Below are 12,956 nucleotides of genomic sequence, written 5' to 3'. Positions count from 1 at the left end.
GTTGTTTATGAGAATAAATCATGTTAATCTATTCCTTATGTATTAGTATGATGGAAGAAAGAGGGATAGGATGACGAAAGAACAACGAAAGAAATTATTTATATTAATGATTAATATGTTTATAGCTATTGCAAGTTTTGGAATTGTTATTCCTATTTTGCCAGCCTATTTAAAATCTATCGATCAAGGTGGGATAGCAGCTGGTCTAATGATTTCTATATTTGCTGGAGCGCAACTTATTATGTCTCCGATTGCAGGTAAATGGGCTGATAAGTACGGAAGAAGAATTATGATTATAGCAGGTTTAAGCGGACTAGCATTGTCGATGTTTGTGTTTTATTTCTCGGATTCTATCGGAGTTTTATATGTTTCGCGTGCAATTGGTGGAGTTGGAGCTGCGTTATTGGTGCCTGCTATTTTTGCATATGTAGCGGATATCACCACTATGGAACAACGTGCTAAAGGAAATAGTTTAATATCTGCGGCCATGTCCTTAGGTATAGTAGTGGGACCTGGGATTGGTGGGTTTTTAGCGGAATTCGGCTTAAAAATGCCGCTTTTAATTTCTGCGCTAGTTGGAGTTGTTGCGGTAATCTTTTCTACCTTAGTACTGAAAGAAAGTAAACCAGCGGATGTAGTAACACCAGATGGTAAATCTGAAACTATGGTAAAAGAGATTGCTCAATCATTTAAAAAGCCTTACTTCATCCCACTTGTTATTACATTAGTGATGAGCTTTGGACTACTTGCTTATGAATCGGTGCTAGGACTGTTTGTTGATGATCAGTTTGCTGCCTCACCACAGGATATTGCGTGGATGATCACAGCCACTGGAATAGTAAGTGTAATAATTCAAGTATTCGTGGTGGATAAAGTTGTTAGACGTTTCGGTGAAGCAAATGTGTTAAGAATTTTTCTAGGCGTAGCAGCATTTGGCTTCCTTCTGTCTATTCTAATTTCTAGCTATGCATTTTTCTTTGTCATTACGATGATTATTTTCTTGTCCACTTCGATTCTGCGTCCTGTGCTGACAACCTTAATCTCTAAATTAGCTGGAAATGAGCAAGGATTTGCGATGGGTATGAACAATGCGTATATGAGTATAGGGAATGTTCTGGGACCATTGCTTGCTGGGGCATTATATGATGTAAATATTATTTATCCATTCGTGTTAGGACTTATTGTACTAGTAATTACAACGATTGGTTCTATTATTTGGAAGGGTCCAAAGAAAATAGCTTAAGAGAAGCTGCTCCTAAAATGAGGGAGCAGCTTTTTTGTCATTAAAGTGTGCCATTATTTAGAATATTGCTATAGATTTCCAGGTGAAAAGAAATATATAATTTAAGAAAGGATATATAAGGGAGGGGATTTTATGGTTTATCGTAAAAACAAATACGCAAACATGGCCGTTGCTTTACTTTTCCTAGTTCTTTCCAGCAATTTTCTTATTTATCAGTCCACAGTTCTAGACTTTTTCTCTATACAACTAAATACTGGAGCTGTAGTAGGATCACTAATTGATTTAGCCATTATCGTGCCACTTTTAATGTTTGTAGCTTTTAAATTATCTATCAAGCAAACTATTGGAATAATGGTAGCAGGATTAGTTATAGCAAGATTACTCATACCTAACGAATTGTTCACTCCGTTTACTGGAATACTATATGCTGGTATCACAATTGAGATACTCTTAATAGTCGCAGAAATAGCCTTAATCTTTTTAGTCATTTGGAAAATACCCAAGATTCGATTGCAGATGAAACAAATGAATGAGAAAGCATTGTACAGTTTACTTCCTGCAGTTGAAAAAGTAGTGACTAAAAATATATTAATTCGGGTTCTCATGACGGAGCTTTTAATGCTATATTATGCGTTTTTTACGTGGAAGAAGAAAGCCCCTCAACACGAAGGTGTTGTAACAATGCATAAAAAAAACAGTGCAGTAGCCTTCCACTTGATGTTAATCCATGGAATTGTAATCGAGACAATAGGGCTCCATTGGTGGTTACATGATAAATCTATCGTTCTTTCAATAATATTATTAACTTTAAATATATACTCAGTACTTTTTTTTATGGCAGAAATTCAAATTATGAAATTACACCCGTTGGAAGTGAAAAATGGGAATCTATATATCTCTAAAGGGCTTAGCACTAGAATTATTGTCCCGCTTAATCTGATACATGAAGTTGAGTGGGGAGCAAAAGTTCCAAATAAGCATACAGTACAGTTTGTTTATAAAGATTTTGAGACTGTTGAGCCAGATGCCATTATTCACCTGAGCAATCCTATTGAGACAACTATGTTCATGGGTATGAAGAAAAGCATTTCGGAATTTGCTATTAGGATTGATGAACCAGAGCAACTAAAATTAATCCTCTCGAATAGAGACGATCCTAATAGTTTGACCTAGAAATAAGCATCCGTTATAATTATCTCAAATTCAAGATAATTGAGAGGGAGTTATAATATGAACCATATATTTTATAAAGGGGAAGATTCCTCTAGACCGACACTTTTACTTTTACACGGGACAGGTGGAAATGAGCATGATTTAGTAGGTTTAGGTAAAGAAATAGATGCAGCTGCGAGTATTTTAAGTGTCCGTGGAAATGTATTGGAGAATGGCATGCCCCGATTTTTTAAACGCTTAGCAGAGGGGGTCTTTGATCTAGAGGATCTTCAGCTTAGAACGGAAGAGTTAAAACGTTTCATCGATGATGCAGCTGTAAAATATGAAATAGATCGAGATAATATAGTAGCGATTGGTTATTCGAATGGCGCTAATATTGCAGCAAATCTTTTATTTGAATTTGAAAATGTATTAAAAGGTGCTATTCTTCATCATCCAATGGTTCCTAGACGAGGTGTAGAAATCCCAGAAATGCAAGAAACACCAGTATTCATCGGTGCTGGTAAGAATGATCATATGTGTCCAGCCACAGAGTCAGAGGATCTACGGGACTTATTGCAAGGAGTAGGAGCAGAGGTAGAATTATACTGGCATGCCTATGGTCATCAATTAACACAAGATGAAGTGCAAGCGGCGAAACGCTGGTACCAGTCGAAATTCTAATAAATAAAGCCATGCAGAAAGTATTGTTCTGTTTGGCCTTTTTTTATGGTTAAAAGGGAAGATATATTAATAATAAAAGATGACTGTTACCCGTAATCATCTCTAGTCAGGTGTTTATAATTTATATATAATAAATGTTATTAAATGAATAAAATGGAAACGGAGAAATATTCTTGTCACACATTCTGATCGTCATATTGGCGGGTACAATAAGTTTGTTTCTTAGCTTTTTTCTACGAGTAAAAGCTAAGGATGCTCCAGGTGTACAATCTTATATTAAAGTTACACTCTTATCATCGATTTTCACATTTGCTTATGCTTTTGAATTGGCAAGTACCTCCTTAACGGAGATGAAATTTTGGCTTGGGATCGAGTATCTTGCAATGCCTTTTATACCAGTACTTGTCCTGTTCATGTGTTTGGAGTATGTTGGATACAAAATTAAAACCTGGATATATACACTTTTCATTATTCCGATCACTACGGTATTTATGATGCAAACAAATGACCTACATCATCTTTATTATAAATCGATGAGGATTAATAATAATGGCCCATTCCCTGTTTTAGAGTTAGAATGGGGGCCCTGGTTTTATGTTCATGCTATTTCCCTATTATTATGCTTAACAATATCCATCCTGGTATTGCTAAAGGAATACCGTAAGTCTTTGTTTTTGTTTCGTATGCAAACTGCATTGATGGTGGCAGGATTACTTACTCCGATAATAGCGAATTACTTTTATCTAAATGGTTCAAGTAATGGAATTGATGTTGGACCAATATCTTTGAGTATTACTTTTCTGTTTCACGGTGTGGCTCTTTTATCATTGAAAATGTTCAATGTGGCACCTATTGCTAGAGAAAGTGTATTTGAGAGTTTAACAGAGGGCATAATAGTATTAAATCAAAACAGGGTGGTCGTCGATTTTAATAAAGCTATACTCAATGTCATTCCGAATATAATGGCACATCATATTGGTAAACCAATTGCAGAAGTTCTTAGTAAAAATCCTATACTTTGGTCAAATTTAGATGAAGAATTGGAGTGTGACTATACTAGCACCTTAGAAGGTCGAGCTACACACTTCCGTGTAAATTTCTCAGAGGTGATAAACAAAAGTGGATTACAGGTAGGTAAAATTATTACGTTTGTAAATGTTACGGAAAAGGTGCAAATGGAAGAAAAACTAAAACAATTAGCAAGTATGGATGGATTAACACAGATATTTAATCGCACATTTTTTATGAGAAAATCAGAAATGATTTTTGATAAGTTAATGAGGAGTGGCGGAAGTATTTCCGTTGTCATGTTTGACATTGACTATTTTAAGAGGATAAATGATACGTTTGGTCACGAGGCAGGGGATAGGGTGTTGACTCGTGTTACAAGCGTAGTAAAGGAATACTTGTTAGTGAAAGACTGTATAGGACGATATGGCGGAGAAGAGTTCGTTATTTGTATGCCGGAAACCTCTTTAATGGAAGCGACGAATAGAGCGAATATTATTAGACAAGCAATTGCAGAGAATTCTACCATTGTGAATGGGGAGGAAATTGTCGTGACTTCAAGTTTTGGTATATCTAATGTTATGCTAGAAGTATGGAACGATAGCTACTCCATCCCACAACTAATAAGAGAAGCTGACCAAGCATTATACGCTGCCAAACATAAAGGTAGAAACCGAGTGGAGATTTATGAGGCAAACGAACATTTGGTAGAATTTTAGTATACATAACTCTTCAAAAGGTTAAGTGTACATCAGCAAAAGCCTAGTTCATAATGAACTAGGCTTTTTTAGATGGGTATAACCTTTTTTCTTTAATAGAACCTTTTTAAAAAAACAAGCACCGTTTTTTTACGGTGCTCGACATAAGTGAACTGCAACTATTAATGAAGCTTTTTGGCTTTATAAGGTCCTTTTCTAAAAGGTAGCCACCAATTCCATTTGCCAAATAGTTTCATAAGACTTGGTACAAGTAATAGCCTGATGATGGAAGCATCAATCGCTACGGCAATTGCGATGCCGACACCAATTTGTTTAACAGGCATTACCTCAGTAAATGCAAAAGCCCCTGTAATAACAATCATGATTAAGGCAGCGGATGTAATAATCTTACTTGTTGAGGTCAAACCGTCAACGGTTGCCAAAGTATTATTTTGATGCTTCATGTATTCTTCCTGAATGCGGGAGATTAAGAAAACTTCATAGTCCATACTTAAACCAAATACGAGACTAAATACAATAACAGGAATAATTAATGCAATTGTAGTTTCCTCGATTCCAAAGTGACCGTACTGGAATATATAGACGAGAATTCCAAAAGTCGATGCAAGACCAATAATATTCATAATGATTGCTTTCAATGGTATTAAAATGGAACGGAATGCAATCATCAAGATGATAAAAGTAGAGCCTAAAATAATCGCTAATAACCATCCAACTTTATCAAATATCTCATCGAAAATTTCTTGGTTGAATTTAGGTTGGCCCCCTAGCTTAAAGTCGACACCTAAATCTTTTTCAGACCACTCTCGTGCCCAATCTTGTGCTTCATTGGAAGATCCATTTAAGTTTAAGGTTACTGGTACTAGTAATTTGTTGTCTTGAACAAAAGTATCAAGTAATGGTGTGAGCTGTGCTTCCACCTCTGGAACCATTAGACTCTGTTCCCACTGCTCTACAGTTGGGATCTCACTTGCTGTGAAGATAGTGTCAACCGTCGTGACATTATTATCTTCAAGTAGTCTCTCTTCAATTTTTTTAATGTCTTCTAAGCCAGCATTACTATCCCAGCCATCTGTTCTCTCAGCAATCATATAGACAGTCGATTGATCACCTAGACCAAACTCTTGGTCCATTAGTTCATATGCTTGTCTAGAATCATAAGTTTTTGGAAGTGAATCGACCTGTGGAATTGTCAATTCCATATTCTTCACAGGAATTATTCCGATACCTAACAAAATTAGTGCGACAAGTATTAATGTCACGGGACGCTTCATGACAAATGAAGCGAAGTTACGCCATTTAGTTGTAGCACCTGGTTTAACACGAATAATTGTCCATTTGTTTATACGTTCTTTTAATAGCATTAATATAGAAGGAAGCAAAGTAATAGACGAAAGTACTGCAATCGTTACGACAAGCATTCCACCAAGTGCAATGTTTTGGAATATCTCTACTTGCATAACGAGCATAGCTCCCAAACCAATAAATACACAAATTGCTGAGAAGATGATGGATCTACCAGCAGTTTGGATAGCGGTTTGTACAGCGTCGATTGTGGAATTCTTGGCAAGTTCCTCTTTGTAGCGATTGATAAGTAGTAGAGCAAAATCAATACTTAATGCCAATCCGAGCATTGGAATAATGTTCATAACAAAAATGGATAAATCCATCGTCTCACTAAATAAGGTCATCACACCGAAAGCGGATACCACTGTGACAATTCCTATAGCAAGTGGGATAAATGCTGCAACGACACTACCAAACGCAAGAAGTAATACAATAATTGCTATTGGTAATCCAATTGCCTCTGCACTCGCTAAGTCTTTCTGACTAGCACTATTAATATCTTTGTTAATAGCAGCACCACCAGTTAACGTAACGCCTTTCTCCCCGTCAATAGTTTCTCTGATGTCATCGACTGCACCTGTCATATCGGCATCTGAGTCGAAGTGAAGCATGGCATAGGCTACGTGATCTTTATATAAAGAGTCATCCTCTAAAGGAGATTGAATAGATTCTGCAATCTCAAGTTTTTCTATCTCCTGTAACGTTTCTTTGATGGTATCATCGGATGTTTGGTCAAAAACCACGAAAAGGGACTCAGCAGGAAAATCAAATGTTTTCGTTAATTCTTCCATTACCTCTGCGTGTTCCCCATCGGTACTAAATCCATCACCTTCTAATAGTCCAGGCAAACGAATAGCTAATACAGCTAAAGCGGCAAATAATAATAACCAAATACCTAGTATTACCTTATAGTGACGAGTCACTATTTTAGACAAGCCTTTCATGTAATTCCTCCTCCATTAAAACCTAGTTACATTGTAAAGCAAACAAAGACTAAAATACTAATATAATGGTAGAATATGAAGAGCAATTCCACAGGAGGGATTTCATTGAAGATAGCAGTACCAAAAATATCAAAATCATTACAAGAGCTAGATGTGCGACAAGCACTGTTGGAAGATTATTATGTATCAGATGGATTGGTCACTAAGCTAGAGTTAGACGAGGAGCAAGAAGATAAAATCGTTTTCGATCAAATACATTTTCGGGATATCTCTATGGAAGGTGTTCGATTTCAACAAGTAGAGTTTATTGATTGTATTATTGAAAAGTGTGACTTATCCAATGTGGATTTTGGGAATGCTGTATTCCATCGTGTAGAAATTCTTAGTTCGAAGTTAGTGGGAGCTAACATATCACAAAGCAGGATGACGGATGTAAAAGTAGTAGATACGGTTGCCAACTATGTGAGTTTGAGTTTTTCCAAATTGAAAAAAGTCTCCTTCACTAAAACGTCATTCAATCGTGCAGATTTTATAGAGACGACGTTTGATAAAGTAAATTTTGAAGGCTGTGAATTAAATGAAGCAAATTTCAATGGCACAGCTCTAAACGGTGTAGACTTAAGCTCGAATACATACGAACAACTAACCGTATCATTGGATAAAATGCAAGGTTGTACTGTCTCCACAGAACAAGCAATCGGCTTTGCTAAATCATTAGGTTTACAAATTAAAGAATAAGTTGTTTTAGGAGAGTTCTAATGAACAAAAAATGATCCCTTGTCCAAAAAGACAAAGGATCATTTTTTATATTAAAAGAATAAATTTAATGCTAGGAAAATAATGCCTGCCATTACAGCGGAAATTGGTAAAGTGATAATCCATGTTAAAACAATTTTTTTCGCAACTCCCCATTTTACACCTTTCACACGTTGAGCAGATCCAACTCCCATAATAGCAGAGGATATAACATGTGTAGTGGAAACTGGTAAATGAATAGTGGTAGCTCCGAAAATAATCATTGCAGAAGACAAGTCAGCTGCCGCTCCGTTAATAGGACGTATTTTCATGATTTTACCACCAACAGTTTTAATGATTTTATAACCACCAATAGAAGTACCAAGTCCCATTGCAGTAGCTGCAGCAACTCGAACCCATAATTGAATATCGTCATTTGTTTGCCATTCTGCAGCGATTAAAGCCATCGTAATAATCCCCATTGCTTTTTGCGCATCATTTGTACCATGCGTAAAGGATTGAAGGGCAGCAGTCCCAATTTGGAATATACGGAACTTCTTGTTTGTCCCATATAAACTCCCGTTTTTAAATATTACTTTAAATAATGACATCATTAAGAATCCAACAGCAAGGGCTAGAAATGGTGAGATAAGTAATGCTTGAATGATTTTTATGAAACCTTCCCAGTTTAATATTGCAAAACCAGAAGATGCCACTGCAGCACCGGCAATAGAGCCGATCAACGTATGTGACGAACTGGAAGGAATTCCGTAATACCAAGTAACTAGGTTCCAAATAATTGCAGAGAGTAATGCAGCTAAAATGATTAGCGAGCCATTTTGCAGAGCAAAAGGATCTACAATATCTTTTGTTATTGTTTTAGCAACTCCCGTAAAGGTTAAAGCACCTACAAAGTTCATAGCAGCTGCCATTAATACTGCCACTCTAGGTTTCAATGCTCTTGTGGAAACGGATGTGGCAATGGCGTTTGCAGTATCATGAAACCCATTGATGAAATCGAATGCAAGAGCAAAGACTACTACTAGAATGGTTAATATAAATACTGTTTCCATAAAGGTTTACTCCTACGCGTTTCGCATGATAATTGTTTCCAACGTATTTGCAACGTTTTGGCAATAATCAGCGATTTCTTCTAATTGTTCATATATATCTTTAAATTGAATAATGCGAATTGGATCTTTTTCATTTAAGAATAACTGTTTAATCGATGAACGAAGTACATCATCACATTTTCTCTCGTAATCTTTGATAAGGATGGAATGCTCATGCATCTTCAAAAGTTTTTTACTCGCTAGAAGCTCCATTGCTTTCACAATTTCATCTGTACTTTTCACGATATACCCTAAAAATGTACGCATAGATTCATCAATTTCGATTAATGAAAACATTTCTAAATGAGCGGTAAAATTATCAATACCATCTAAAATGTCATCCATACGTATCGCAAGTTCAAGAATATCTTCACGCTCAATTGGAGTCATAAAGGATTTATTTAACATAACGATCAATTCGTGTATTAATGTGTCTCCAGCAGTTTCGTAATTTTTTAAATGTACGCTGATTTCTTTTAAATCTGCAACCGTATTAATGCGGAAGTCATCTGCATAGTGAGCACTATCACGTACGTTTTCGGCAATTTTTAATAGAGACACGAAAAATGGATCGGGTTTTTTTGAACTAATCATAAAAGCCTCCTGGACTTAATTAATATATTTACTTTTTCCTCAAATAGCATAACAAAAAAATTACTAAATCAACACATTTTTTACTCTAGATTATACAAATTTACAATCCTGTAACATTAGTTCGACAAATTAGAACTAATATACGTATTTTTTGTTGAAAATGAAGGGTTTTTAACAGAATTTAAAGAATAACCGAAAAATTTTACGCAATATTAAGTTCTCACAAAAAGTAGAATATATGAAACCTTCTGATTTTAGTTCCGTATATAGTACAAAGAGATTTATATAATGGAAGAGGTGATTGAAATAGAACAATTCTTTTTATATGGCTTAATTGGTATTGGACTAATTACAATTTTGTATGTGTTATTTGCAGATGCAATTGATGGAATGGACAATGGAATATTAAATCCAACAACGGTTCTTTCCTTCCTATTATTTATTTGTGCATCCGGTTTTATCTTATTGAAGCTAACAGAATGGGACGAAAAAATTGTCATTGTAGTAGCTCTTATTATTTCTAGTGTATTAACATTTTTACTTTACTTTTTCATACTAGTTCCGCTCGCTTCTGCAGAAGTATCGACAGCATATACGGATGAGTCACTTCAAGGACAGGTTGGAAGAGTTATTGTCCCGATACCAATAGACGGGTTTGGTGAAATAGTAATTGAAACAGTCAATGGGATCATTTCTAAAAGAGCGACAGGTTATGACAATGAGGAAATAGATTATGACAAAAAGGTGTTAATTATTGATGTAGACAAAGGTACCTTTTTAGTAAAAGAATATGTACCACTAGTATAAATAATAGGGGGAATTAGAAATGCAAATGGAAATGTTTATTGTTATTGGAATAGTAGTTTTTGTGATTATTGCCATTTTAGCAGTTTTTGTTACTAAGTATCGTACAGTTGGTCCTGATGAGGCACTAATTGTAACGGGAAGTTATTTAGGTTCTGGAAATGTACACACAGATGAATCTGGCAACCGCATTAAGATTATTCGTGGTGGTGGTGCATTTATCTTCCCGGTGTTTCAACAAGCAAAACCACTTAGTCTACTATCTAGTAAATTAGAAGTTACTACACCTGAAGTATATACGGAACAAGGTGTTCCAGTAATGGCAGATGGAACGGCAATTATTAAAATTGGTGGTTCTATTTCGGAAATTGCCACTGCAGCCGAACAGTTTTTAGGTAAGTCGAAAGAAGATCGTGAAAACGAAGCCAAGGAAGTATTAGAAGGTCATCTTCGTTCTATATTAGGTTCCATGACTGTAGAAGAAATTTATAAAAATCGAGATAAGTTCTCACAGGAAGTGCAAAGGGTAGCTTCTCAAGATTTAGCGAAAATGGGATTGGTCATTGTATCATTTACTATCAAAGATGTACGTGACAAAAACGGATACTTGGATTCCTTAGGGAAACCAAGAATTGCGCAAGTTAAGCGTGATGCAGACATTGCTACTGCAGAAGCTGAAAAAGAAACTCGTATCAAACGGGCAGAGGCTTCCAAAGATGCGCAAAGATCTGAAATAGAAAGAGCTACGGAAATTGCGGAATCTGAAAAAGATAATCAGTTAAAGGTTGCGGAATATCGTCGCGAATCGGATATTGCCAAAGCCCGTGCAGACCAAGCATATGAATTAGAAACGGCGCGTTCTAAGCAGGATGTTATTGAGCAAGAAATGCAAATTCAAATTATTGAGCGTCAAAAACAAATAGAACTAGAAGAAAAAGAGATTCTAAGAAGAGAGAAGCAATATGATTCTGAGGTGAAGAAAAAAGCCGATGCAGACCGCTATGCTATTGAACAAAATGCAGAAGCTTCTAAGTCTCGTGAAATGGCAGAGGCTGATGCGGAGAAGTATAGAATAGAAGCTAAAGCAAAGGCTGATGCGGAGAAGGTACGCTTAGATGGTCAAGCAAAAGCAGATTCTCAGCGGGCACAGGGTGAATCAGAGGCAGATGTTATTCGATTGAAAGGTCTTGCCGAAGCAGAAGCTAAACGTAAGATAGCAGAAGCTTTTGAAATGTACGGTCAAGCAGCTGTTCTCGATATGATTGTTCATATGCTTCCTGAGTACGCTAAACAAATTGCAAGTCCTCTTGCTAATATTGATAAAATTACGGTTGTGGACACTGGTAGCGGAGAAGGTGGAGGAGCTAACAAAGTCACCTCTTATGCAACTAACTTGATGTCTACTCTTCAAGAAACTCTAAAAGCATCTTCTGGAATTGATGTAAAAGAAATGCTTGAAAGCTATGCAGGTAAAGGGAATATACGTCCAAGTATTGACCGTTTAACGGAAGAAATAATAAATGTAAATGAAACTCCATAACGTTTTAATGAAAAAAACCTATGAAAATGTTCATAGGTTCTTTTTATTGTATTTCTTTTAAGTTAATTGAATTGTATAATAAAAGCAGATAAAGCAGAATGTTGTCATAGGTATGGGGGATGAAATATGTTAACCGTTGAACAAATACAGGATATACGTATAAAAGCATACCTACCGAGAGTATTTACCGATCAATCGGTTACAACCTATCTTGGAAGTGCAGAAGATATTTCTTACTCTCTATATACATTGTTTCCTAACACAACAACTTGGGTTTATAATAACTCAAATAATTCCGCTGATTTTGTAGAGCGATATACGATTTTAACTGGTGTTTTAGACATAGATTGCGATGGACAAAAGTTTATATTGCATCAAGGCGATGTCATTGATGTCAATAAGTGTACTGGAGTCGTCACCTGTAATGCAGAATCACATGTCGAGATTTTATTTGAAATGACTTCTTCGATATTTGAAAAGAGCTTTTCTGAGCGTGAAATTATCCAAAGAGATGCTAAACGTATTCAAGAAGTAGACGGATATACTTATCATCATTGCTCGCGAATTCGTGATTATTCTATCGAACTCTGGAAAAAAATGAGACCAGGTCGCCAAGGCGTTGCTATTATATCGATGGGTTCGTACTTTCATGATATAGGTAAGTTGGCAATTCCTTTAGAAATACTAAACAAAACGGGTAAGTTAACTGACGAAGAATGGAAAGTCATTAAAATGCATACAACTCTAGGGGCAGAAATGATGCGTAATCATGAAATTGAACGTATACGAAAAGCCGCTTTTATTGTAGAACAACATCATGAAAGGTATGATGGAAAAGGATATCCATATGGCTTAATAGGAGATGAAATTTCTATAGAGGCTTCGATTGTTTCTGTAGTAGATGCATTTGATGCAATGACTACGAATCGAATATACCGCAAGGCGATGACCATTGAGGAAGCGATCCAAGAGATGAAAGATGGAAAAGGCACTCAATTTCACCCAGAGGTAGTGGATGAATTTTTAGCAATGTTGGAAGAAAAACAAAATAAATGGATTTAAAAGGAGCGAGGT

11 protein-coding genes are annotated in these 12,956 nt (G+C 36.0%); 8 read left to right on the top strand and 3 right to left on the bottom strand.

Going from position 1 to position 12,956, the window contains the following annotated elements; all coding sequences use genetic code 11:
• The first annotated feature begins 70 nt into the window (after positions 1 to 70).
• The 4 genes from MKX39_RS17015 (at position 71) to MKX39_RS17000 (ending at position 4,806) form a co-directional block, all read left to right on the top strand.
• Complete coding sequence (locus MKX39_RS17015) at positions 71 to 1,243, top strand: MFS transporter (protein ID WP_093537481.1); 1,173 nt, start codon at positions 71 to 73, stop codon at positions 1,241 to 1,243.
• A gap of 132 nt (positions 1,244 to 1,375) precedes the next feature.
• The gene (locus MKX39_RS17010; RefSeq protein ID WP_340770647.1) at positions 1,376 to 2,416 is read left to right on the top strand and encodes a beta-carotene 15,15'-monooxygenase; all 1,041 of its coding nucleotides are present in this window, start codon (positions 1,376 to 1,378) and stop codon (positions 2,414 to 2,416) included.
• A 57-nt stretch (positions 2,417 to 2,473) separates the two neighbouring features.
• Positions 2,474 to 3,079, top strand: coding sequence for an alpha/beta hydrolase (locus MKX39_RS17005; RefSeq protein WP_340770644.1), 606 nt, complete (start codon positions 2,474 to 2,476; stop codon positions 3,077 to 3,079).
• Positions 3,080 to 3,252: 173 nt separating this feature from the next.
• Positions 3,253 to 4,806: a histidine kinase N-terminal 7TM domain-containing diguanylate cyclase gene (locus MKX39_RS17000; RefSeq protein WP_340770641.1), complete on the top strand. Its 1,554-nt coding sequence runs from the start codon at positions 3,253 to 3,255 to the stop codon at positions 4,804 to 4,806.
• 161 nt (positions 4,807 to 4,967) lie between these two features.
• On the opposite strand, the gene MKX39_RS16995 is transcribed toward MKX39_RS17000, so the two are convergent.
• Complete coding sequence (locus tag MKX39_RS16995) at positions 4,968 to 7,097, bottom strand: MMPL family transporter (protein ID WP_340770638.1); 2,130 nt, start codon at positions 7,095 to 7,097, stop codon at positions 4,968 to 4,970.
• 105 nt (positions 7,098 to 7,202) lie between these two features.
• Between MKX39_RS16995 and MKX39_RS16990 the strand changes: the two genes are divergently transcribed.
• The gene (locus tag MKX39_RS16990) at positions 7,203 to 7,835 is read left to right on the top strand and encodes a pentapeptide repeat-containing protein (RefSeq protein WP_093537486.1); all 633 of its coding nucleotides are present in this window, start codon (positions 7,203 to 7,205) and stop codon (positions 7,833 to 7,835) included.
• A 71-nt stretch (positions 7,836 to 7,906) separates the two neighbouring features.
• On the opposite strand, the gene MKX39_RS16985 is transcribed toward MKX39_RS16990, so the two are convergent.
• Together MKX39_RS16985 and MKX39_RS16980 are read right to left on the bottom strand one after the other, a co-directional pair.
• Positions 7,907 to 8,905, bottom strand: coding sequence for an inorganic phosphate transporter (locus MKX39_RS16985; RefSeq protein ID WP_340763784.1), 999 nt, complete (start codon positions 8,903 to 8,905; stop codon positions 7,907 to 7,909).
• A 12-nt stretch (positions 8,906 to 8,917) separates the two neighbouring features.
• Positions 8,918 to 9,538: a DUF47 domain-containing protein gene (locus tag MKX39_RS16980; RefSeq protein ID WP_093537488.1), complete on the bottom strand. Its 621-nt coding sequence runs from the start codon at positions 9,536 to 9,538 to the stop codon at positions 8,918 to 8,920.
• A gap of 288 nt (positions 9,539 to 9,826) precedes the next feature.
• Between MKX39_RS16980 and MKX39_RS16975 the strand changes: the two genes are divergently transcribed.
• The 3 genes from MKX39_RS16975 (at position 9,827) to MKX39_RS16965 (ending at position 12,944) form a co-directional block, all read left to right on the top strand.
• Positions 9,827 to 10,345 carry an NfeD family protein gene (locus tag MKX39_RS16975; protein ID WP_093537489.1) on the top strand — a complete coding sequence of 173 codons (519 nt, stop codon included), beginning with the start codon at positions 9,827 to 9,829 and terminating at the stop codon, positions 10,343 to 10,345.
• A gap of 19 nt (positions 10,346 to 10,364) precedes the next feature.
• Positions 10,365 to 11,882, top strand: coding sequence for a flotillin family protein (locus MKX39_RS16970; RefSeq protein WP_093537490.1), 1,518 nt, complete (start codon positions 10,365 to 10,367; stop codon positions 11,880 to 11,882).
• A 126-nt stretch (positions 11,883 to 12,008) separates the two neighbouring features.
• Positions 12,009 to 12,944, top strand: coding sequence for an HD-GYP domain-containing protein (locus MKX39_RS16965; protein WP_340770634.1), 936 nt, complete (start codon positions 12,009 to 12,011; stop codon positions 12,942 to 12,944).
• The last annotated feature ends 12 nt before the right edge of the window (positions 12,945 to 12,956 follow it).

Origin of the sequence: Psychrobacillus sp. FSL K6-1464, from assembly GCF_038003145.1 — a bacterium.
Taxonomy (GTDB): domain Bacteria; phylum Bacillota; class Bacilli; order Bacillales_A; family Planococcaceae; genus Psychrobacillus; species Psychrobacillus psychrotolerans.
This window is presented reverse-complemented; position numbering and strand designations above follow the sequence as displayed.

Coding starts and splice junctions, on each gene's coding strand:
- MKX39_RS17015 (WP_093537481.1), top strand. CDS start 71: ATGACGAAAGAACAACGAAAGAAATTATTTATATTAATGATTAATATG.
- MKX39_RS17010 (WP_340770647.1), top strand. CDS start 1,376: ATGGTTTATCGTAAAAACAAATACGCAAACATGGCCGTTGCTTTACTT.
- MKX39_RS17005 (WP_340770644.1), top strand. CDS start 2,474: ATGAACCATATATTTTATAAAGGGGAAGATTCCTCTAGACCGACACTT.
- MKX39_RS16995 (WP_340770638.1), bottom strand. CDS start 7,097: ATGAAAGGCTTGTCTAAAATAGTGACTCGTCACTATAAGGTAATACTA.
- MKX39_RS16985 (WP_340763784.1), bottom strand. CDS start 8,905: ATGGAAACAGTATTTATATTAACCATTCTAGTAGTAGTCTTTGCTCTT.
- MKX39_RS16980 (WP_093537488.1), bottom strand. CDS start 9,538: ATGATTAGTTCAAAAAAACCCGATCCATTTTTCGTGTCTCTATTAAAA.
- MKX39_RS16975 (WP_093537489.1), top strand. CDS start 9,827: ATGGAAGAGGTGATTGAAATAGAACAATTCTTTTTATATGGCTTAATT.
- MKX39_RS16970 (WP_093537490.1), top strand. CDS start 10,365: ATGCAAATGGAAATGTTTATTGTTATTGGAATAGTAGTTTTTGTGATT.
- MKX39_RS16965 (WP_340770634.1), top strand. CDS start 12,009: ATGTTAACCGTTGAACAAATACAGGATATACGTATAAAAGCATACCTA.